This is a genomic window from Clostridium sp. CF012, assembly GCF_018861755.1.
Classification (GTDB): domain Bacteria; phylum Bacillota; class Clostridia; order Clostridiales; family Clostridiaceae; genus Clostridium_AD.
In genome coordinates this window covers 425,328-447,158 of record NZ_JAHLEF010000001.1, presented here as the reverse complement: position 1 = coordinate 447,158, position 21,831 = coordinate 425,328, and the positions used below count along the sequence as shown (strand labels likewise).

21 protein-coding genes and 2 pseudogenes are annotated in these 21,831 nt (G+C 32.0%); 21 read left to right on the top strand and 2 right to left on the bottom strand.

Annotated features, from left to right (window positions below):
• Window positions 1-202: 202 nt before the first annotated feature.
• Window positions 203-388, bottom strand: a complete 186-nt coding sequence (locus KPL50_RS02320; protein WP_216296806.1) for an alpha/beta-type small acid-soluble spore protein — start codon at window positions 386-388, stop codon at window positions 203-205.
• A 277-nt stretch (window positions 389-665) separates the two neighbouring features.
• Window positions 666-851: an alpha/beta-type small acid-soluble spore protein gene (locus KPL50_RS02315; RefSeq protein WP_124998098.1), complete on the bottom strand. Its 186-nt coding sequence runs from the start codon at window positions 849-851 to the stop codon at window positions 666-668.
• A gap of 223 nt (window positions 852-1,074) precedes the next feature.
• On the opposite strand from KPL50_RS02315, the gene KPL50_RS02310 reads away from it, so the two are divergent.
• The 21 genes and pseudogenes from KPL50_RS02310 to KPL50_RS02215 all read left to right on the top strand — a co-directional run bounded on the left by KPL50_RS02310 (window position 1,075) and on the right by KPL50_RS02215 (window position 21,824).
• A complete protein-coding gene (locus KPL50_RS02310; RefSeq protein ID WP_216296805.1) occupies window positions 1,075-2,148 on the top strand; it encodes an undecaprenyldiphospho-muramoylpentapeptide beta-N-acetylglucosaminyltransferase in 1,074 nt (357 codons plus the stop codon).
• Window positions 2,149-2,289: 141 nt separating this feature from the next.
• Window positions 2,290-3,678: an MBL fold metallo-hydrolase RNA specificity domain-containing protein gene (locus KPL50_RS02305; RefSeq protein WP_216296804.1), complete on the top strand. Its 1,389-nt coding sequence runs from the start codon at window positions 2,290-2,292 to the stop codon at window positions 3,676-3,678.
• A gap of 176 nt (window positions 3,679-3,854) precedes the next feature.
• Entirely contained in the window at window positions 3,855-4,280 is a 426-nt protein-coding gene (locus KPL50_RS02300) for a flavodoxin (RefSeq protein WP_216296803.1), read from the top strand.
• A 164-nt stretch (window positions 4,281-4,444) separates the two neighbouring features.
• Window positions 4,445-7,963: a pyruvate:ferredoxin (flavodoxin) oxidoreductase gene (nifJ, locus tag KPL50_RS02295; protein WP_216296802.1), complete on the top strand. Its 3,519-nt coding sequence runs from the start codon at window positions 4,445-4,447 to the stop codon at window positions 7,961-7,963.
• A 177-nt stretch (window positions 7,964-8,140) separates the two neighbouring features.
• Window positions 8,141-8,518: a DUF1292 domain-containing protein gene (locus KPL50_RS02290; RefSeq protein WP_216296801.1), complete on the top strand. Its 378-nt coding sequence runs from the start codon at window positions 8,141-8,143 to the stop codon at window positions 8,516-8,518.
• 159 nt (window positions 8,519-8,677) lie between these two features.
• Window positions 8,678-9,322 (top strand): HAD-IB family hydrolase, encoded by a 645-nt coding sequence (locus KPL50_RS02285; RefSeq protein ID WP_216296800.1) that lies wholly within the window; start codon window positions 8,678-8,680, stop codon window positions 9,320-9,322.
• A 73-nt stretch (window positions 9,323-9,395) separates the two neighbouring features.
• Window positions 9,396-10,235 (top strand): aminotransferase class IV, encoded by an 840-nt coding sequence (locus KPL50_RS02280; RefSeq protein ID WP_216296799.1) that lies wholly within the window; start codon window positions 9,396-9,398, stop codon window positions 10,233-10,235.
• A 61-nt stretch (window positions 10,236-10,296) separates the two neighbouring features.
• Window positions 10,297-12,270: a flagellar assembly protein A gene (locus tag KPL50_RS02275; RefSeq protein WP_216296798.1), complete on the top strand. Its 1,974-nt coding sequence runs from the start codon at window positions 10,297-10,299 to the stop codon at window positions 12,268-12,270.
• Between the two features lie 11 nt (window positions 12,271-12,281).
• Complete coding sequence (locus KPL50_RS02270) at window positions 12,282-12,731, top strand: chemotaxis protein CheW (RefSeq protein ID WP_216296797.1); 450 nt, start codon at window positions 12,282-12,284, stop codon at window positions 12,729-12,731.
• Window positions 12,732-12,745: 14 nt separating this feature from the next.
• The gene (locus tag KPL50_RS02265; protein ID WP_216296796.1) at window positions 12,746-13,234 is read left to right on the top strand and encodes a chemotaxis protein CheD; all 489 of its coding nucleotides are present in this window, start codon (window positions 12,746-12,748) and stop codon (window positions 13,232-13,234) included.
• A 76-nt stretch (window positions 13,235-13,310) separates the two neighbouring features.
• The gene (locus KPL50_RS02260) at window positions 13,311-14,393 is read left to right on the top strand and encodes a chemotaxis response regulator protein-glutamate methylesterase (protein ID WP_216296901.1); all 1,083 of its coding nucleotides are present in this window, start codon (window positions 13,311-13,313) and stop codon (window positions 14,391-14,393) included.
• Between the two features lie 8 nt (window positions 14,394-14,401).
• Window positions 14,402-15,166 carry a protein-glutamate O-methyltransferase CheR gene (locus KPL50_RS02255; RefSeq protein WP_216296795.1) on the top strand — a complete coding sequence of 255 codons (765 nt, stop codon included), beginning with the start codon at window positions 14,402-14,404 and terminating at the stop codon, window positions 15,164-15,166.
• A 29-nt stretch (window positions 15,167-15,195) separates the two neighbouring features.
• Window positions 15,196-15,559: pseudogene (locus tag KPL50_RS27815) on the top strand (Hpt domain-containing protein); the annotation flags it as partial.
• A gap of 92 nt (window positions 15,560-15,651) precedes the next feature.
• Window positions 15,652-17,232: pseudogene (locus tag KPL50_RS02250) on the top strand (chemotaxis protein CheW); the annotation flags it as partial.
• Between the two features lie 10 nt (window positions 17,233-17,242).
• Complete coding sequence (locus tag KPL50_RS02245) at window positions 17,243-17,842, top strand: chemotaxis protein CheC (protein ID WP_216296793.1); 600 nt, start codon at window positions 17,243-17,245, stop codon at window positions 17,840-17,842.
• A gap of 16 nt (window positions 17,843-17,858) precedes the next feature.
• A complete protein-coding gene (locus KPL50_RS02240; RefSeq protein WP_216296792.1) occupies window positions 17,859-18,218 on the top strand; it encodes a response regulator in 360 nt (119 codons plus the stop codon).
• A gap of 16 nt (window positions 18,219-18,234) precedes the next feature.
• Window positions 18,235-18,636, top strand: coding sequence for a chemotaxis protein CheW (locus tag KPL50_RS02235; RefSeq protein ID WP_216296791.1), 402 nt, complete (start codon window positions 18,235-18,237; stop codon window positions 18,634-18,636).
• Window positions 18,637-18,716: 80 nt separating this feature from the next.
• Complete coding sequence (gene fliM, locus KPL50_RS02230) at window positions 18,717-19,712, top strand: flagellar motor switch protein FliM (protein WP_216296790.1); 996 nt, start codon at window positions 18,717-18,719, stop codon at window positions 19,710-19,712.
• Window positions 19,705-20,859, top strand: coding sequence for a flagellar motor switch phosphatase FliY (fliY, locus tag KPL50_RS02225; RefSeq protein WP_216296789.1), 1,155 nt, complete (start codon window positions 19,705-19,707; stop codon window positions 20,857-20,859). The genes fliM and fliY overlap by 8 nt, the downstream gene beginning before the upstream one ends.
• Window positions 20,860-21,138: 279 nt before the next feature.
• Window positions 21,139-21,411 (top strand): flagellar biosynthesis anti-sigma factor FlgM, encoded by a 273-nt coding sequence (locus KPL50_RS02220; protein ID WP_216296788.1) that lies wholly within the window; start codon window positions 21,139-21,141, stop codon window positions 21,409-21,411.
• Between the two features lie 2 nt (window positions 21,412-21,413).
• On the top strand, window positions 21,414-21,824 hold the full coding sequence (locus KPL50_RS02215; protein ID WP_216296787.1) for a flagellar protein FlgN: 411 nt from the start codon (window positions 21,414-21,416) through the stop codon (window positions 21,822-21,824).
• The last annotated feature ends 7 nt before the right edge of the window (window positions 21,825-21,831 follow it).

The window sequence follows — 21,831 nt, the reverse complement described above, 5'->3', positions numbered from 1 at the left end:
ATGAGAGTATCTTGTGCAGAAACTTGAAATATATAATAGAATATTGGTGGAAAATAAGGCAAGAAAATTTAAAATTGTAACTTTCATTACCTGAAGTGTTTTAAATAAATTAAAAGAAATTATTTATGTTTATAAGATTTAGGTGAAACATCAAAATTAAAGGGTATATGACTAGCATATACCCTTTAAAAACTAATTTAAATTATAGATTTTCTTCGTATTGTTGTACCATTTTTTTAACCATTTGTCCGCCTACAGAACCGTTTTGTCTTGAAGTAAGATCTCCATTGTAACCATTAGTTAAATTAACTCCAACTTCCTTTGCAGCTTCCATTTTAAATTTGTTTAACCCTTCTCTAGCTTGTGGTACTAATGTTCTGTTTGCCATTATTAATTCCTCCTTTTATAATTTGTTTTGTATGATAGTATCTTGTGCAGAAATTTGAAATATATAATAGAATATTGAAGGAAAATAAGGCAAGTACAAGATTTTAGATTAATTGATGTTATTATATGAAAAATCTTAATTAAATGAAAAATAATTACATATTTACTCTTGCTTTAATGAAATTAAAAAAATCACATATATTTACATGATTTAGATAAAAATATATAATTAAAAGGTATATGGCTAGCATATACCTCTTAACTTATTTAATTTTAAATTATAAGTTTTTCTCGTATTGTTCTACCATTTTTTTAACCATTTGTCCGCCTACAGAACCGTTTTGTCTAGATGTAAGATCTCCATTGTAACCGTTAGTTAAATTAACTCCAACTTCTTGAGCAGCTTCCATTTTAAATTTGTTTAAACCCTCTCTAGCTTGTGGTACTAATGTTCTGTTTGCCATTTTAATTCCTCCTTTAAATTTTGTGTTTATTTGTATGATAGTAGTTTATCCACGTATTTCATTTTTATAATAGTGAGTTGAAGGATACTTTTGAAGATTATATACTGTTTAGCAAATTATGGACAACACCATTTTCAATAAAAAGTAGAACTTTTTATAGTAATTGGTATATAATAATGTAGAATAAACTGAGTAAAGCATGTTTTTTTAAAGGAGTGTTAAAGTGGAAAAGCACAAAATAATAATGACTGGTGGCGGATCAGCAGGACATGTAACACCAAATCTTGCACTAATACCAAAACTTAAAATGTTAGGTTATGAAATCCAATATATTGGAACAAAAGAGGGCATTGAAAGGAAAATAATAGAGGATGAAAATATAAAATATTATCCTATTTCTAGTGGGAAACTTCGAAGATATTTTGATATGAAAAATTTTTCTGATCCGCTAAAAGTAATTAAAGGGATTTTTGACGCAAAAAAAATAATGAAAATTGAAAAACCAGATATCGTTTTTTCTAAGGGTGGGTTTGTTTCTGTACCGGTGGTACTTGCTGCATACTTCTCCAAGATACCAGTAATTGCGCATGAATGCGATATTACACCAGGACTTGCTAATAAGTTAGCTGCTCCATATTGTACAAAAGTATGTGTAACTTTTCCAGAAGCCTTAAATGAAATAAAAGGTGGAAAAGGTATGGTAACTGGTAATCCTATACGACGAGAATTATTTTTAGGAAGCAAAATAAAGGCTAAGGAAATATGTGGTTTTATAAATGAAAAACCAATATTGCTGGTTATTGGTGGTAGCCTGGGATCTAAAGTTATAAATGAAGCAATAAGGACAAAACTTGAAAAATTAATTTTAAAGTATAATATTATTCATATTTGCGGTAAAGATAATATTGATAAATCACTCCAAAACAAAGCTGGATATGTTCAATTTGAATATGTAGTGGAGGAATTACCTCACTTATTGGCGGCTGCGGACCTTGTGGTATCAAGAGCGGGGGCAAATGCGATTTTTGAACTTTTAGCACTAAGAAAACCTAACTTATTAGTACCGTTATCGGCTAAAGCAAGTAGAGGTGATCAAATCCTTAATGCTAGATCTTTTGAAAAAAGCGGGTATAGTATGGTTATTCAAGATGAGGAGTTAACTCCTGAACATTTACAAACGAAAATTAATGAATTGTATAATGATTCAGAAAAATATATTTCGAATATGAAAAGCAGTAACACAGAAAATAGCATTGATTTGATAGTTAATTTAATAGAAAAATATAGAAAAAGATGAAGAATGTAAAATTTCTTCATCTTTTTTTATTGTAAATAATATTTATTTTATAAAAAAGTCAAAAAAAGTGTAGACTAAAAGTATGAAGTATATATTTGCTTATTATATGAAAAATAATAATATAAATTAAAGGAGAATAAGATGGAAATTATTTTTTTTGGCGCTAGCCAGTGTGTTACAGGTTCATGCCATATGCTAAAGATAGGAGATAAAACTATTTTATTGGATTGTGGATTATACCAAGGAAGCGATGGAGATGAAGGTAAAAATCAGAATTTTGGATTTAACCCAGGAGATATAGATTTAATGATATTATCCCATGCACACATAGATCATAGTGGAAGAATTCCACTACTATATGAGAGTGGATTTAAAGGTGATATTTTATGTACAAAAGCTACAATGGAGCTATGCCAGGTGATGCTCCCAGATAGTGGCCACATTCAGGAGATGGATGCTCAATGGAAGAATAAGAAGCTTCAAAGAAAAGGGCTAGAGCCTATAAAGCCTTTATATTCTTTAAAAAGTGCAGAAGAGTGTTTAAAGCTTTTTAAAAGTTATCCTTACAATGAGGAAATAAAACCTTTTGACGGATTAACTATTGTATTTTCGGATGCAGGCCATTTACTGGGGTCAGCTATTATAGAACTTAAAGTAGAAGAGAAAGGTGGAACGCCTGTAAAACTTGTTTATAGTGGCGACTTAGGTAATCTTAACATTCCACTTATAAATGATCCTACATTTATAGAAAGTGCAGATTATGTAATTATGGAAACTACCTATGGAGACAAAGTACATAACAATTTTAAAGATGTATTAGAGGAACTCGCCAATATAGTAAAAGAAACTTTTAAAAGAGGTGGGAATGTTATAATTCCATCCTTTGCAGTAGGCAGAAGCCAAGAGGTTATATATGCCTTGAACACCTATTTTGATGAGGAAATGCTTAAGAACCTTTCAGTGGTTGTGGATAGCCCTCTTGCAGAAAAAGCAACAAGGATTTTTGAGAATAACAGAGAGTATTTTGATGCGCAGGCAAAAGAGATGGAAAAGCATGATAATAATATACTTAGTTTTGAGGGGCTTAAGTTTACTCATTCTGCAGAAGAGTCTATGAAATTAAATGATGTGAAAAAGGGTATGGTAATAATATCGACGTCTGGAATGTGTGATGCAGGAAGGATAAAACATCATTTAAAACATGGGTTATGGATTCGTGAAAATTCTATAGTATTTGTAGGGTATCAAGCTGAGGGTACCTTAGGTAGACAAATTTTAGATGGAAATAAAATGGTTAAAATTTTTGGGGAAGATATTTCTGTAGCAGCCACCATATATAATTTGCAAGGACTTTCTGGTCATGCAGATAGAAATGGTTTAATTAATTGGATAGACCATATGAAGATAAAACCTAAACAAATTTTTCTTGTACATGGAGATGAAAATGCTCAAAAGAGCTTTAAGGAACTATTAGATTCAAAAGAATATAATTCTGTAATAGTAAAAAGTAAGGAAAAATTCGAATTATAAAAAATTTGCAGAAATTTAGCAAAAATTAATCTTATTATACTTTATTGTGGAATTATTAAAGTATAATAGAATATTTATACATTATTCATAACAAAGAACTTGAATATTTTTCATTTTGATGTATAATTAAGGGGTAATTAAAACTATCTATTAATATGAAATATGGGGTGAAAGTAATGAAAAAATTAACAATAATTTATTGGAGTAATAATGGAAATGTTGAAGTTTTAGCTAATAGTATAGCTAAAGGTGCAAAAGAAGCAGGAGCTGAGGTACTAGTTAAACTAGTTAGTGAAGCTAAGGTTGAAGATGTAACCAATGCAGATGCAGTTGCTTTTGGAAGTCCATCAATGGATAACAATAGAATAGAACAAAAAGAAATGCAACCTTTCATTGATAAATTCAAATTACTTCCACTTAACAACAAAGTTACTGGATTATTTGGATCTTATGGATGGGATGATGGCGAATTTATGAACAAATGGGTAAGTCAAATGAAGGATTATGAGTTTAACGTTATACAAAGCTTAACCGTTAATGAAGCACCTTCTAAGCAGCAATTGGTTGAAGCAGAAGAAATGGGAAAAAATTTAGTTAAATAACATTAAATAATATAAATCTATAAGCTAAGTAGTTTATAGATTACTTAGTTTGTATTTTGAATAAAAGCATGACCTATGGTCAAACTAAAAAGGAAAATGTAAAAAATAGCTTATTAGATTTGTAACACATTTTTATAATATTATTAATGAAAGAAGGTTTATTAATGAGAAAGATGAAAACAATGGATGGAAATACAGCAGCAGCACACGTTGCATATGCATACACTGACGTGGCAGCAATTTACCCTATAACACCATCTTCAACAATGGCAGAGTATTGTGATGAATTGGCAGCAAAAGAAACAAAAAATGTATTTGGTCAAAAAGTTAAAATTATGGAAATGCAATCAGAAGCGGGAGCAGCAGGAGCAGTTCACGGATCACTTCAAACAGGAGCATTAACTACAACCTTTACATCTTCTCAAGGATTATTATTAATGATTCCAAACATGTACAAAATAGCAGGAGAATTACTACCAGGAGTATTCCACGTAGCTGCTAGAGCATTAACTACTCATGCACTTAATATTTTTGGAGATCATCAAGATGTAATGGCTGCAAGACAAACAGGATTTGCACTACTTGCGTCTGGTAGCGTACAAGAAGTAATGGACCTTTCACCAGTTGCTCATTTAACAGCTATTGAAGGAAAACTTCCTTTTGTAAACTTCTTTGACGGTTTTAGAACTTCTCACGAAATACAAAAGATTGAAACTTGGGATTATGAAACTCTAGCTTCTCTTATAAACACAGAATCACTAGAAGAATTTAGAAATCATGCACTTAATCCAGAGCATCCTGTAACTCGTGGAACAGCACAAAATCCAGACATATATTTCCAAGGAAGAGAAGCTTCAAACTCATACTATGATGCTCTTCCAGCAAAAGTTGAAACATATATGGGAAAAATAAATTCATTAATCGGAACTGATTACCATTTATTTAATTATTATGGTGCAGCAGATGCAGACAGAATAATAATAGCAATGGGTTCAGTTTGCGATACAATTGAAGAAACTATAGATTATTTAAATGCAAAAGGAGAAAAGGTCGGAGTACTTAAAGTACATCTTTTCAGACCGTTCTCATTAGATCATTTCTTCAAATACATACCTTCTACAGTTAAAAAAATATCAGTACTCGATAGAACAAAAGAACCAGGATCAATTGGAGAACCATTATACCAAGATGTAAGAAATGCTTATTATGAAAAAGAAAACAGACCAGTTATAGTTGGCGGAAGATACGGACTAGGTTCAAAAGATACTACTCCAGCTCAAATGGTTGCTGTATTTGAAAACTTAAAAGCAGAATCTCCTAAAAATGGGTTTACTGTAGGAATAGTTGATGATGTTACTAATACTTCACTTGTAACAGGACCTGAAATAACTACAACTCCTGAAGGAACTAAAGAGTGTAAATTCTGGGGACTAGGATCAGATGGTACTGTTGGAGCTAACAAGAGTGCTATAAAAATTATAGGTAACCATACAAATATGTATGCTCAAGCATACTTTGCATATGACTCTAAAAAATCAGGTGGAATTACAGTTTCTCACTTAAGATTTGGTAAGAAAGCTATAAAATCAACATATTTAATAAATGCTGCAAACTATGTTGCTTGTGGTAATCAATCTTATATATATAAATATGATGTTCTAAAAGGAATAAAAGATAATGGAACATTCTTATTAAACTGTATATGGACTCCAGAAGAATTAGAAGAACATTTACCAGCAGCAATGAAAAAATATATTGCGACTCACAATATTAACTTCAACATTATTGATGCAGTTGGAATAGCTCAATCAATAGGTCTTGGCGGAAGAACTAACATGATAATGCAATCTGCTTTCTTTAAACTTGCAGATATTATTCCTGTAGAAGATGCAGTCAAGTATCTTAAAGAAGCGGTTATTACATCTTACGGTAAAAAAGGTGAAAAAGTTATTAACATGAACAATGCTGCAATAGATAAAGGAATCGAATCAGTTGTTAAGATTAATGTACCAGAAAGCTGGAAAGAAGCTGTGGACACTAATGATACTTCAAAAGAAGTTAGACCAGATTTCATTAAAAACATAGCTGATGTAATGAACAGACAAGAGGGAGACTCCCTACCTGTTTCAGCGTTTATTGGAATAGAAGATGGAACACTACAACCAGGAACAGCTGCATACGAGAAGAGAAGCATTGCTGTTAATGTACCAGAATGGCAAGTAGACAAATGTATACAATGTAATCAATGTGCATATGTATGTCCTCATGCTGTAATAAGACCATTCTTAGCAACTGACGCAGAGCTTGCAAATGCTCCGGAAAGCTATGAAAGTAAAAAAGCAGCAGGTGGAAAGAATTTTGAAGGCTTGAATTTCACTATTGGTGTAAGTTTAGAAGATTGTACTGGCTGTGGTAACTGCGCAGAAGTATGTCCAGCAAAAGAAAAAGCATTAATAATGAAACCATTTGCAACGCAAGAAACAAAAATAAAAAATTGGAAATTCGAACAATCATTATCTAAAAAAGAGAACCCAATGGGAACTGCAACTGTTAAGGGAAGTCAATTTGAGAAACCATTAATGGAATTCAGTGGAGCATGTGCTGGATGTGGAGAAACTCCATACGCTAGACTTATTACTCAATTATTTGGAGATAGAATGTTAATAGCTAATGCTACAGGATGTTCTTCAATTTGGGGAGGAAGTTCACCAGCATCACCATATACAGTTAATGAATGTGGTCAAGGACCAGCTTGGGCTAACTCATTATTTGAGGATAATGCTGAATTTGGACTTGGAATGTTCCTTGGAACTACTCAATTAAGAGATAGGGTTGAATTATCAGCAGTTAAAGCCTTAACTTTAAACACAAGTGATGCATTAAAAGCAGCTATAAATGAATGGATTGAAAACAAACAAGATGCAGAAGGTTCAAAAGCTGCAACTTATAAAATGTTGCCATTATTAACAGCTGAAAAAGACAATAATGAAGCATTAAAAGAAATATTTAGTAAAAAAGATCATTTAGTTAAAAAGTCTCAATGGATATTTGGTGGAGACGGTTGGGCTTATGATATAGGATTTGGTGGAGTTGATCACGTACTCGCATCTGGTGAGGATGTAAATATCCTTGTAATGGATACAGAAGTATATTCAAATACGGGAGGTCAATCTTCAAAATCTACGCCAACTGCAGCTATTGCAAAATTTGCGGCAACTGGTAAGAAGACTAAGAAAAAAGATTTAGGTATGATGGCAATGAGCTACGGATATGTTTATGTTGCTCAAATAGCTATGGGTGCTGATAAAAATCAAACACTAAAAGCTATAAAAGAAGCAGAAGCATATAAAGGACCATCACTTATCATTGCTTATGCTCCATGTATCAATCATGGTATCAGAGCAGGTATGGGATGTACACAATTTGAAACTAAGAGAGCTGTTGAATCTGGATACTGGGCTATGTATAGATTTAACCCAGAACTTAAAGAAGCAGGGAAGAATCCATTTATATTAGACTCTAAAGAACCAACTACTTCATTTAGAGAATATATAATGGGTGAAGTAAGATATTCTTCACTAGCAAAAATATACCCAGAAACAGCAGAAGCATTATTTGTTAAAACAGAAAAAGATGCTATGGAAAGATTAGATAGTTACAAAAAACTTGCTAATCAAAAATAGTATTTAAAATTGAAAAGTCAAAGGAAGATGAATTAAATTTCATCTTCCTTTGTAAGTAAAATACACAATAAAAACATTTAACAATAACTTAACAATAATAATTTGAAAAAACCCTTTTAATATTTTCAAATTAAGGGTAGAATATAGAATATACTGAAATGTAGGAGGTAACACATTATGAATGAAGATAAAAAAACTTGTTGCGGCGGCGAGGAAAATGATGGCTGCGGATGTGGTTCAAACAACCAAGAAAATGAAGGTTGTGGATGTGGTGGTCATGATCACGAACACGATGAACACGATGGTTGCGGTTGCGGAGAAGCACTAACTGTAGATTTAGAAGATGAAAATGGTAATGTAGTTCCATGTGAAATAGTAGATGGATTTACTTATAAAGATAATGAATATGCGTTAGTTCAAAATCCTGAGGACGATTCAATATATCTTTTCAAAGTAATTGGAGATGAAGAAACAGGAGAATTAATTATTCCTGAAGATGAAGAATTCGCAGAAGTAACTAAATACTATGAAGAAATGATTAAAGAAGAGAAATAGGTAAGTGGAAGAGTCGTTGCTAATGCATCGGCTCTTTTTATCGACATTTTAGAAAAAGGGATGAAGGAGAATTCAATGGTAACAATATTAATATTATTCTTATAAGAGTACAATAAGGTTAATCTAAAATTGATAGGTATATTTGAGGAGGCATTAGTTGTGAAAGAAAAATTAGCTATTTTCGATGTGGATTACACACTAACGAAACGAGAGACACTAGTAGAATTCTATTTTTTTATGATGAAAAAGAATCCTGGATTATTAAAATATTTACCTAAAAGTATATATTCATCTATTTTTTACGCTTTAAAGATCCATGATGCTTCAAGAGTAAAGAAAACCTTTATAAGATTTATTGATGGTATAGAGGAAAATGAAATGAAAAAAATTGTCAAGGAGTTTTATGAAAAAAGGTTAAGCAAAATACTATATAGTGACGCTATTGTGATGATAAAAAAGATGAAAGCAGAGGGATACAAAATCTATTTAATTTCTGCCTCCGCTGAATTCTATTTGAATGAGCTCTACAACATAGAGGGAGTCGATAAAGTGATAGGAACAAGGTTTACCCTGGAGAATGGATTACATAGAAATGAAATCTTAGGGGAAAATTGCAAAGGAGAAGAAAAGGTCAAAAGACTAAAAGAAGTGTTAAAAAGTGAAAACATGGTGGTGGACTTTGAAAGCTCCTATATGTTTTCTGATTCTCTATCAGATTTGCCACTTTTTAATTTGGTGGGTCATCCTTACTTAATAAATTTTAGGAAAACACATGATAAAATTGAAATTTTAAAATGGAGATAAATAAATATTAATTCTTAAGAGATAAAAATCCTGAAGTTTTTACCTCTTAAGAAAATTAAGAGGAGGAATTAACATGGACAAGTGCATGAATGAATACTTTTTATTTGGGGACGAATTTAAGAAAAGTGAGGAGTTTGAAAACTATAATAGTAGTATAGGAAAATCACTATACGAGGTGATAAGGATAAGTGATGGAATGCCTATTTTTCTTATGTCGCACTTAAGTCGTTTAGAAAATTCTGCGAAAATTATGAACTATAATTTGTGTATTACTGTGGATGAAATTATAAATGGAATTATTGAATTAATTCAAAAGAATAATATTTGTAATGGGAATCTAAAATTGGTTGTTAATTCTAATTTCTTAGCATATTTCATACCTCATGCATACCCTACAAAAGATCAATATGAAGAAGGGGTCGAAACTATTACTTATCATGGTGAACGCACCAGTCCTAATGCTAAGGTTATCAATAACGCCTTCCGAGAGAAAGTAAACGAGCAAATTGAAAGTAAGAAGGTTTATGAGGCGATACTCGTGGACAATGATGGTTTTATTACTGAAGGAAGTAGATCAAATATTTTTATGGTTATAGGGTCTAAGGTTTTAACCTCCAAGGTCGAGAATGTGCTGCCTGGTATAACACGAGAGTTTATTATAAAAACTTGCGAAAAATTAAATATAGTTGTTGAAGAAAGAAATGTCCATGAAAGTGAGATTGAATCCTTAACAGGACTTTTTATTTCTGGAACCTCACCAAATGTATTACCCATTAAAAGTGTGGACAAATTTTCTTTCAATTCTTCAAAAAATCCAATAATAAATTCAATAATGGTGGGATTTAATGCAGAATTAATTGAGGATAAACAAAAAAATGTAAAGTTTATCCGAAATTGGTCGATAAACAAATAAAAGTTATGAAAAAAAATAGAAGAATTATGGTATAATTTCTCTATAGAAAGAGGTGGTAAGATTGGTAGCTAAGGCATGTGACAAAAAGTTCCAAGGAACCAATGTTCAGGAATGTTTAAGTTCTGCAAGTTTTAGTTTGGGGGTTCCAGTAGAAAAATTAAAATATTCAATTTTAGAAGAAAAAAATGGCTTTTTCAAGAAGCATGCTGTGATTTCTATTGATGAAATAGAAGGCTTAGATGATGAAGAAGATGCTCTGGAAGATGATACTTTTAAAAAAGAAGAAATTAATGGAACGATAGAAATTCAAAAGGGTAAAATAACTATAAAAAACCCTAAGCAAATTGGTAAACCAGCATCGATTTCCGCTAATGACAATATTACAGTAACTGTGAACGGAGAAAAAATTAGCCATAGCACTCCCGTATACGAGGATAGTAAAATTGTAGTTGATTTTAAAGAAGATGAAGCCAAAAGGCAAATGAATTTAAGAACTAGTGCGGACAAAATGGAAGTATATATTAGTATTACATATAAACCTACTACTATATATAAACTAAAAGATGCTGCACTTAGAAACTCATTGACAGTAGAATTGGAAGTAAAAGAAGAAATTATGCCACCTAAATTTTCAGAATCAGAAATTAACAATGAGTTGACAAATCATAATATTACATATGGCATTTTAAAGATGAGCATTATTAAATGTGCAAAGGCTAATGAAGTTTCAGAACTGCTTATTGCAGCTGGGAAGAAACCTATACATGAAATTGACGACAGGTTGGAGATTAAATTTAATGAGGTAGAGGCGGAAATTGATGAGAAGTATGAAAACACAGAAGTTATAGATTACAAGGCTATAGGTGCTGTAAAGGGAGTAGAAAAAGGACAAGTTTTAGCTATTCTAATTCCAGGAAAAAATGGCGAAGATGGAATAGATATTACAGGTAAAATTTTAAAAGTCAAAAATTCAAAGAAAATATCATTAAGCGCAGGAGAAGGTTGCCAGGTTACAGATAAAGTTACTGTGGTGGCTACAATTGAAGGTAGACCTTCAGTAAAGGGAAGTAGTTTTTTCGTTTATCAAACTCATGAAATAAATGGAGATGTGGAATTAAAAACAGGGAATATTAAATTTGTTGGAGATATAGTTATAAGTGGCAGTGTACTAGAAGGTATGAAAGTTGAATCTGGTAATTGTATTTTAATAAGAAACAATGTAGCAGAAGCAGAAATTACTGCTAATAGAGATGTTGTAATAAAGGGTAATGTAATTCATTCAAATGTTGCGGCTGGAAAAGAAGATGTATTAATTTTAGAGTATTTAAGTGATTTAAATAGCATGAAAAACGATCTCACAAAAATAATTTATTCCATGAGGCAATTGAAAGAAACGAACCTTTTAGCCAGAAATACTAATGATGGTGAACTTATTAAAATTTTATTGGAAACTAAATTTAAAAAACTTCCTCAAACTGCAATTAGAGTAGCTCAAAGAATTTTGCAACAGGAAAATCCCGAGGATGGATTAGTGATTCTAATTAAAAATAAAATACTTAACTTGAGTCCTCTTAATATCAAGAGCTATGAGGAGTTAAGTGAAGCAGTTACAATTATTGACTATAAAATTTCTATATTAGAGATAAATTTAACTCTTCCTGTAAATGTAGTTCTAGACTATTGCCAAGACTCAATAATTAAGAGCTCAGGTAATATTATCTTTAGTGGAAAAGGACAATATGTATCACAAGTGGAAGCAAGTGATAGTGTAATATTTCAAAAGGATAAAAGTGTAGCTAGAGGAGGAGTTATAAAAGCTGGAAAGGAAATTAAATGTAAAATAGTTGGAGGCATTGGAGGGGTAGCAACAAAGCTTATAGTAGGAAACAATGGACATATATGGGCAGAAATCGCTTATCCAAATACTAGGTTTATTATAGGTACTAGAGAATACATTCTCGATTCTCCTAGTAAAAGTGTTCATGCGTTTATAGACGAAAGCAGAGAATTAGTTGTCCATAAATTTCAATTGTAGGGGGATTTAATATGAAGAAAGAAGGAATTAAAATCTTGATTTTTAGCATAAATAGTGAGTATTATGCTACCAATATTATGGAGGTAGAAAGAATACTTGAATACGAGAAGTCAACTAAAATTCCAGGTTCTCCGGAATTTGTGGAAGGTGTTATAAGTTATGAAGGTAAGATTTTACCGGTTATAGCATTATCAAAAAGATTTAATTTGCCTTTAACAGAAATACAAGAAGGATGTAAGATAATAGTTGCTAAGCAAAATCATAGTAAAATAGGTATAATAGTTGATTTTGTTTCTGAGGTTAGGGATGTATTGATAGAAAGCTTAGAAGATTCACCAGAAATCATTTCTGGAGTATCCAAGAGATATATAAAAGGACTTATTAAAATTGATGGTAGAATAATTATATATTTAAATCTTTCAGATATCTTGACAGAAGAAGAAAAAATTGAAATATTATAAAATAGGGTGTAAATATGGAATATAATGAAATTAAAGTGGGAATTGCAGATTTAAATGTCGCTTTTTCTCCATTTAAATTAATAACAGTGGGTCTTGGGTCCTGTGTGGGAATAGCAATTTATGATAAAGTTGTAGGACTTGGAGGATTAGCACATATAATGCTTCCAGATAGCAGCCAATTCAATAAAATAACTAACGAAATCAAATTTGCAGATTTAGCTATCCCAATACTAGTCACGAATATGATAAAAAAAGGTGCAACCCTTAAAAATATGAGGGCTAAAATAGCAGGTGGAGCTTCAATGTTTAACTTCCCTGATAAAAGTATAGTCATGGACATTGGCAATAGAAATGGTATAGCGGTGAAAAGTGCTCTCAAAAGTTTATGCATTCCAATACTTTCAGAAGACATTGGCGGTAATAAAGGTAGAACCTTAATATTTGATACCACAAGTGGGGTGCTGTCTATTAGAACTGTAGGTATGGGAACCACAGAAATTTAGATTAATTGAGATGTTAATGGGGTGAAATATATTGTTAAAAAAAATTAAAGTGATTGTAGTAGATGATTCAGCATTAATGAGAAAAATCGTATCTGATATGATTAATGCTGAGGCAGAGATGGAAGTTATAAATACAGCAAAAAACGGACAAGACTTGTTAACAAAAATAACCAGTAAAATGCCTGATGTAATAACCATGGATATTGAAATGCCCAAAATGGACGGTATAAAAGCCTTAAAGGAATTGAAAAAAAACAATGTTAATGTACCGGTAATTATGCTTAGTAGTGTTTCTAAAACTGGTACAGAATTAACTATGGAATGCCTTGAACAAGGGGCTTTCGATTTTATAGCAAAACCATCTGGAGAAATATCGCTAGACATTAATAAGGTTAGAGATGAATTGGTAGAAAAAATAAAATTGGCTTATATGCAGAGTGATGGTAAAAATGCACTAAGGTATGGAAAAAACTTTAAAACAAATAGAGCAAATTCTATTAAGACCACAACTAGAGGGGTAAGGGAAGAGGATTTAGCCTCAGAAGCTATAGCTCAAGGAACCTCCACACGCTATAGAACGCGAACAAGTCGCAATATAGAGGCTGTGGTTATTGGAGCTTCCACAGGTGGGCCTAAAGCCTTGTATAAAGTAATAACAGCTCTACCAGATAATATTGGGGTACCAGTTTTAGTAGTGCAACATATGCCCATGGGCTTTACAAAGGCCTTTGCTGATAGATTAAATATAAACAGTAAGATAAAGGTTGTAGAAGCACAAGATGGTGACATAGTTTCAAAAAACGTAGTTTATATCGCTCCTGGTGGATACCATATGGAAATAGGAGGGGACAAGAGGATACATTTAAATACAGAACCTACTCTTTGGGGTGTTAGACCAGCAGTTGATAAACTCTTTATATCCGCCACGGCGGTTTACGGATCAAAGTTATTAAGTGTTATACTTACTGGCATGGGACGAGATGGTGCACAAGGTACAGCAGCTATTAAAGATAATGGTGGATTTACTATGGCAGAGCACCAATCTACTTGCATAATATATGGTATGCCAAAGGCGGCTTTTGAAACAGGTAAAGTAGATGAAGTTGTTCCATTAGATAATGTTGCTGAAGAAATTAATAAAGTTGTAATGGGGAGATGATTATAGCTATGGATTTAATGTATTTTCAGCAATGGGTTTTAAAAGAATATAAAATAGATTTAGCCGCCTATAAATCCAATCAATTGCATAGGCGAATTTTAAGTTTAATGTCAAGAGTTGGAGTGAGTTCAGTAGAGGAATATATTAGTTTATTAAAGAGTGATCCCGCTCAAAAACAGAAATTCCTAGACTTTATTACAATAAATGTAACAGAATTTTTTAGAAATCCAGAAATATTTGAGGAACTTTCAAAAAAAGTTAAATCGGAACTTTCATATAATGGAGGACTTAAAATTTGGAGTGCAGCTTGCTCCGTTGGAGCTGAGCCTTATTCATTAGCTATGATTATGGATGATTTGTATTCAAAGGCTAATCATAAAATTGTAGCTACTGACATAGACAGTACAATAATTCAAAAAGCTAAAAATGGTGAATATGTCTATTCGGAAATTAAAAATGTTCCAAAGAAATTTTTGGAAAAATATTTCCTAGTTAAGGGGGACAAATATTGCATTAATTCTGGGATTAAAAAAATGGTGGACTTTAAGAAACATGATCTTATTTTAGATAATTATGAAAGCAATTTTGATTTAATAGTGTGCCGAAATGTAGTAATTTATTTCAATTCAGATATTAAGGATAAAATATATAAAAAGTTTAGTGAGTCCCTAAAAAAAGGTGGTTTGCTTTTTGTTGGGGCCACTGAAAGTATATATAATTATAAAGAATATGGATTTGAAAAAGCATCAACATTTATTTATAAAAAAATATAAGGTAGGTACAATCAATAAGGAGGGAAAAAATGGATACATCACAATATATGTCAATGTTCTTAGAAGAGTCTATGGAAAATTTGCAGACATTGAATGAAGCACTTCTTACACTAGAACAACAGCCAGAAAATATAGACAAGCTAAATGAAATATTTAGGGTGGCTCATACTATAAAGGGCATGGCCGCAACTATGGGATTTAGTCAAATGGCTGAATTAACACACAAAATGGAAGATGTTCTTTCTAAATTTAGAGAGGGTGAGATTAAAGTAACAGAAAAGGTGGTGACTGTTTTATTCAGGTGTCTAGATACTTTAGAAAAGATGGTAAATAATATATCAGAGGGAATTTCTGAAAAGCTATCAATTGAGGGCATAATTGAGGATCTACATTCTATAGCAGAAGGAAATAGTATTTCGAATAAGCCGGAAAGAGAAAGCGCTGTAACTCAAGAAATTAATTATAATTCTGCTGATCGAATTACCCTTAATGAATACGACATTAATGTTATTAAGCAAGCTATGGATAGAATGTACAATGCTTATGAAATAAAAATTGTACTAAGTGAAAATACGCTTCTTAAATCAGCCAGAGCATTTCTAATCTTTAAGAGCTTAGAAGAATATGGTGAAATAATTAAATCCATACCTGGAGCTGAGGAATTAGAAAATGAAAACTTTGAATTTGAAATAAATTTAATTTATATTACTAGTAAAGAAAAAGACGAGGTTGTTCAAACTTTACTGAATATTTCTGAAGTGGAAAAAGTAATGGTAGAAGAAGTCCAGATTAAAGCAAGTAAGGAAGATGTTTATGATAAATCAGAGGCATTTAAAGGAATAGAAGAATCCTCACAAATTGGAAGAGAAGAACTAAAAGGTACATCCACCGTTGAGGATAAAAATAATGATAAGAAAGAAGCTGTAGTTCATAAAAAAGCTCACCAATCCGTGAGAGTTGAATTGGATAGATTAGATAAATTTATGAATATGGTTTCAGAACTTGTAATTCATAGAACAAGACTAGAACAGATAAGTAGTGTCCATAAATTAAATGATTTAAATGAAACACTAGAACAAGTAGCTAGAGCCACTTCAGAGTTACAAGATTTGGTGATGAAAATAAGAATGCTACCGCTAGAAGTAGTATTTAATAGATTTCCAAGGATGATAAGAGACTTATCAAAAAATCTGGGGAAAGAGATGGAGATTCAAATACAAGGACAAGAGACGGAACTTGATAGGACAGTTATAGATGAAATAGGCGAACCACTATTGCATTTGCTTCGTAATGCGGCAGATCATGGTATAGAATCCAGCGAAGTGAGAATTGCTAAGGGTAAAAATCCCATTGGTACAATTAAACTTATAGCTTACGCAGAAGGTACTAAAGCTATAATAAAGGTGGAAGATGATGGTAAAGGATTAGATGTTGATAAAATAAAGGAAAAAGCTAATAAAGTTGGAATAAATACAGAAGGAATGTCAGATTCAGATATAAAAAATTTGATTTTTGCAGAAGGATTTAGCACTAATGAGGAAGTAACAGATATTTCTGGACGTGGAGTAGGGATGGATGTTGTTAAAACTAAAATTGCTGCCCTTGGTGGAACAGTAGATGCAATAAGTGAAATTGACAAAGGTACATCCTTTATTATAAGATTACCATTGACGCTACAAATTATCCAAGCATTGCTTGTAAAAATCGGAGATGAAACTATGGCTATTTCTCTTGGTTACATTGATAGAGTAATAGACTACAGGGAAGAACTAATTAAGAAAACTAATAATAAGGAAGTTATTATTTACAATGCGAGTGTAATTCCACTAGTGAAGGTCAGTAAAAAATTACAAACAGAAACGAGCAGTAAAAGTAAGAAATACATTGTTATTGTAAAAGTGGGAGAGAAAACAGTAGGACTTTTAGTAGACTCATTGCTAGGACAACAGGAAATTGTAATAAAGCCTCTAGGAAAAACACTGCAAGGATTGAAAGAATATATAGGAGCAACTATTTTAGGGGATGGACTAGTTACCTTGATATTAGATGTTGCTGCTTTGGTATAAGGAGGGTATAATGGATTATTCTGAGCTTAGTGCTGTTCAATTAGATGTGCTACAAGAAGTAGGTAATATTGGTGCAGGAAATGCAGCTACATCCTTATCTCAATTATTGAATGAAAAAGTAGATATGACCGTGCCCTCAGTAAATATTATTCCCTTTGATGATATTTTTTCTAAAATAGGAGTTGAAGAAGTAGTAATTGCTGTAATTGTAAGAGTTTTAGGAGATATACCAGGGAACATACTGTTTACTTTAGAAAAGGAAGCCGCTTTAAAAATCATTTCAAAAATGTTAGGTGAACAGCAAGAGGAAATAACAGAAATTGGAAGTTCGGTATTGTGTGAAATAGGAAATATTATTTCAAGCTCCTTCATGAATGCCATTGCAAAACTTACTAATCTCTTACTTCTGCCTTCTGTGCCAGCTGTTGCATTAGATATGATGGGCGCAATACTGTCTACTACTTTTATTGAATCAGGTCAATTTGATGAGTATATACTTGATTTAGAAACACAGTTTTTACAAGAAAATCAAAAAATAGGTGGGCATTTCTATTATATACCAATGCCTGGATCACTAGAGAAAATACTGAATTCGTTAGGTATAAATTAATTGGAGGTAATATAAAATGGCTAGAGTATTAATTGTTGATGACGCGGCATTTATGAGAATGATGATAAAGGATATATTAGAAAAAAATGGGTTTGAAGTTGTGGGTGAAGCAAGCAATGGAATAAAAGCTGTGGAGCTATACAAAGTAGAGAAACCAGATGTGGTTACTATGGATATTACCATGCCTGATATGGATGGTATTGAAGCAGTTAAAGCAATCAAAGAGTTTGATCCTGCAGCAAAAATAGTTATGTGTAGCGCTATGGGTCAACAGAGCATGGTTATGGATGCAATAAGAGCTGGTGCAAAAGATTTTATTGTTAAACCATTTCAAGCAGATAGAGTACTTGAAGCTATAAAAAAAGTTGTAGGCTAGGAGGTGTAAATAAATTATGCAAGTAGTTGTATTTAAAGTTAATGAGGAGCAATTTGCAGTAGAAGCTTCTAAAGTTCAAAGTATAAATGACATGATGGAAATAACAAAAGTACCTAAGTCCGCAGAATACATAAAGGGATTAATTAATCTAAGAGGGAATATAATTTCTCTCTTAGATATAAATCTCCTTTTAGAGATAGAAAAGGAGGAAGGTACCCAAGAGAATATTATTATATTAAATTTACAAGAAGAATCTGTTGGGGTGACTGTAGACCAAGTTGACGAAGTATTAGAAATCGAAGAAGATTTAATTGAAAAAGTTGAAAGTGAAAGAAAGAAAAGCTACATTAAAGGGGTTATAAACTTTAAAGATAGAATAATTACATTAATTGATATTGGTAAGCTTATCGAAAGATAAGAACTTACCGAAAGATAAGAGCTTATCGAAAATTAAAAGGTGTATTCTAAGTACTATTAACGGAGAAGTGAGGTAGAAATATGGCAGAAGTATTATCACAAAGTGAAATAGATTCACTTTTATCTGCCCTCTCTTCTGGGGAAATTGAACCAGATCAGCTCCCGGTTGAAGAGGAAAAGCATAAAATTAAATTATATGATTTTAGAAGTCCTCAAAAATTCTCAAAAGATCATCTGAGAACGCTTGAGCTCATTCATGATAATTATGGTAGAATAATATCAAGTTATTTATCCGCACAGTTAAGAAATAATGTAAAGGTTAAAATTGAAAGTATTCAGCAAATAACCTATGAAGAATTTATTCATTCAATTCCTAACCCTACAGTTTTAACTATATTTAAAATGCCACCTTTAAGTGGTTCTATATTATTTGAAACTAATCCTCAATTTTCTTTTCAAATAATCGATATACTTTTGGGCGGTATGGGGAGCAGAAAGTATAAAATCAAAGAATTTTCTGATATAGATAAAAACATATTAAGAAATGTTAATGCTGGACTTATAGCTAATTTGAAACTTGCTTGGGAAGATGTTTTGGACGTAGAACCAGAGATTGAGGCATTAGAAACTAACCCTGCACTTAATCAAACTCTTGCACCAAATGAACCAGTTGCACTAATTACTTTTTCGGTGGAAATGGGTAATAGTAACACTTTCATAAATATTTGTATACCTTATTTAAGTATTGAAAAAGTACTTGATAAACTAGTTGTTCAATATTGGTTTAGAGAAAATGACGAGGAAGTTGTCACTGAATCTAGAAATAAATTAAAACAGCGATTAAATATAGTAAGTGTTCCAATTACAGGAATGCTAGGTTCAACAAATATTACTGTAAATGAATTTTTACAATTAAATGAAGGGGATGTAATTACATTAGATAATTCAAGTACTAGCCCAATTAAAGTATTTGTTGAAGAACAATTATGTTATATTGGTAAACCTGGTACTATAGGTAAAAACAGAGGAATTGAGATATTAGATATAATAGATAAGGATGTGAGAAATTATGAGTAACGGCTTTCTTTCGCAAGAAGAAATCGACGCACTCTTAAACGGAGGCGGCACAAGTTCTGAAACTATACAGAAATTTGAACTTTCTGATATAGAGAAAGATTTATTGGGTGAAGTTGGAAATATTTCTATGGGATCAGCATCTACAGCTCTTTCCACTATAGTAGGTCAACCAGTTAACATTGCAACACCAATAGTATCAGTAAATACACTTAGAAATTTAAGATCTAACTTTGAAGTCCCTAATATTGCTTTAGATGTTAAGTTTACAAGTGGAATTTCAGGGGGGAACCTCTTAGTGATAAAGACTGATGATGCAGCAATTATAGCTAGTTTAATGATGGGCGGAGATGGCAAAATAAACGGGAAATCTGACTTGTCAGAAATTGAAATTAGTGCTGTCTCAGAGGCTATGAATCAGATGATTGGTTCTGCTGCAACAGCTATGGCAACAATGTTTGCAAGAGAAGTAAATATTTCACCTCCACAGTCTAAGATATGGGACGATTCTACTTCACCTTTAAGTGATAGTATAGACGAAAATCAAGAAATTGTTCAGGTAGCTTTTAAAATGAAAATTGGTGATTTGATTGATAGTGTTATAATGCAAGTACTTCCTATAGAAACTGCTAAAAAAATAGTAGATATCATGATGGGCACAGAACAAATTGAAGAAGCTCCTAAAGTAGATACCACCTATAGTGAAATTGAAACTCCAGAACCAAAACAAACTCCGGTAAATAATTCAGCAGAGCAGGAAGTGGCATATACCATGGCACCGACTCAGCCGGAGTATAATACAAAACCTATTGAAAGGCCGCAACCACAAGTAGAAGTTAGGCAAGCAGCTTTTAAACCTCTAACCCAAGCTCCACTTCATAATCCTACTAGAAACATTGACATAATATTAGATGTTCCACTAGAAATTTCTGTAGTGCTTGGGAAAACTAAAAAGAACATTAGGGATATTTTGAATTTGGGAACTGGATCACTAATTGAACTTGATAAGTTAGCAGAGGAGCCAGTAGATATATTAGTAAACGGAAAAAAAGTAGCCTACGGCGAAGTGGTAGTTGTAGATGAGAATTTTGGAGTTAGAATTACTAGTATAATTAGTGGTGAAGAAAGAGTTAAAGCCTTGGTACAATAAATGAAAAAGCGTCAAATATTAAAATTGTAAGTTTTCTAATTACCTACAATATAAAAAAGGAATAAATTCAATTTATTCCTTTTTTATATTGTACTTTATAAAGTGTGGTTGCTAAATTATAAGCGATTTTAGCTAATAATAAATATATATAGCAAAATAGTCTTTAAAAATTAGATTATAACTAAATACTGTATAAACTTTGAAAGATTATATACGATAATAGAAATAGATAGAATTGCATCTAGGCTTAAAGTTACAAAAAGCTAGGAGTGGATAATAATGAAAATAGATGGAGTGAAAAATAATGTTGTTAGTTTCTATAAAAACAATACATCTAAAATGGAAGCAAAGACACCGGTTTCAAAAAAAGATACAGTAGAGTTATCCTCAGTGGGAAAAACTCTTAGTTCATTATCATTAGAAGGCAAATCACTTAATTCAAAAGATACCATAGAAGTTATCAGAAATGAAGTAATGCAGGGTACCTACAAGATGGATTCAACATCAACAGCTAAAAAAATGATTGATATTATTAAAGGGAGAGATATTTAGTTATGATGCAAAAACTAAATGGGGTTATGATACAGGAAATAGAAGCTGTGGGAGTGCTTTTACTAGTACTTGAAGAGCAACATGGATGTATAGTTGTTAATGATATTTTTGGAATGGAAACTTGTGTTGGAAAGATCAAAGAGGCTAATAAAAATATAGCACATATGGAAGTTCAACGTAGAGAACTTACACAAAACAGGGCTATGACTGAGATAATTGAAGAACTTAAAGATGCAGAACTTGAGAGTAATTATTATAAAATCAAGCGACTATTACAAGAAGTGGTGCTACAAAAGGACACAAACGAATTACTTATAAAACAAGGACTTAACTTTACAAATAGGATTTTAAACGTATTAAATCCAGCACGTGAAACAACAACTTACAATGCCTATGGCAAAGTAAAGAAATAGTATGAGG

Coding starts and splice junctions, on each gene's coding strand:
- fliM (WP_216296790.1), top strand. CDS start 18,717: ATGGCAGAAGTATTATCACAAAGTGAAATAGATTCACTTTTATCTGCC.
- fliY (WP_216296789.1), top strand. CDS start 19,705: ATGAGTAACGGCTTTCTTTCGCAAGAAGAAATCGACGCACTCTTAAAC.
- KPL50_RS02265 (WP_216296796.1), top strand. CDS start 12,746: ATGGAATATAATGAAATTAAAGTGGGAATTGCAGATTTAAATGTCGCT.
- KPL50_RS02270 (WP_216296797.1), top strand. CDS start 12,282: ATGAAGAAAGAAGGAATTAAAATCTTGATTTTTAGCATAAATAGTGAG.
- KPL50_RS02240 (WP_216296792.1), top strand. CDS start 17,859: ATGGCTAGAGTATTAATTGTTGATGACGCGGCATTTATGAGAATGATG.
- KPL50_RS02315 (WP_124998098.1), bottom strand. CDS start 851: ATGGCAAACAGAACATTAGTACCACAAGCTAGAGAGGGTTTAAACAAA.
- KPL50_RS02320 (WP_216296806.1), bottom strand. CDS start 388: ATGGCAAACAGAACATTAGTACCACAAGCTAGAGAAGGGTTAAACAAA.
- KPL50_RS02220 (WP_216296788.1), top strand. CDS start 21,139: ATGAAAATAGATGGAGTGAAAAATAATGTTGTTAGTTTCTATAAAAAC.
- KPL50_RS02260 (WP_216296901.1), top strand. CDS start 13,311: ATGAGAAAAATCGTATCTGATATGATTAATGCTGAGGCAGAGATGGAA.
- KPL50_RS02255 (WP_216296795.1), top strand. CDS start 14,402: ATGGATTTAATGTATTTTCAGCAATGGGTTTTAAAAGAATATAAAATA.
- KPL50_RS02280 (WP_216296799.1), top strand. CDS start 9,396: ATGGACAAGTGCATGAATGAATACTTTTTATTTGGGGACGAATTTAAG.
- KPL50_RS02290 (WP_216296801.1), top strand. CDS start 8,141: ATGAATGAAGATAAAAAAACTTGTTGCGGCGGCGAGGAAAATGATGGC.
- KPL50_RS02300 (WP_216296803.1), top strand. CDS start 3,855: ATGAAAAAATTAACAATAATTTATTGGAGTAATAATGGAAATGTTGAA.
- KPL50_RS02215 (WP_216296787.1), top strand. CDS start 21,414: ATGATGCAAAAACTAAATGGGGTTATGATACAGGAAATAGAAGCTGTG.
- KPL50_RS02235 (WP_216296791.1), top strand. CDS start 18,235: ATGCAAGTAGTTGTATTTAAAGTTAATGAGGAGCAATTTGCAGTAGAA.
- KPL50_RS02305 (WP_216296804.1), top strand. CDS start 2,290: ATGGAAATTATTTTTTTTGGCGCTAGCCAGTGTGTTACAGGTTCATGC.
- nifJ (WP_216296802.1), top strand. CDS start 4,445: ATGAGAAAGATGAAAACAATGGATGGAAATACAGCAGCAGCACACGTT.
- KPL50_RS02245 (WP_216296793.1), top strand. CDS start 17,243: ATGGATTATTCTGAGCTTAGTGCTGTTCAATTAGATGTGCTACAAGAA.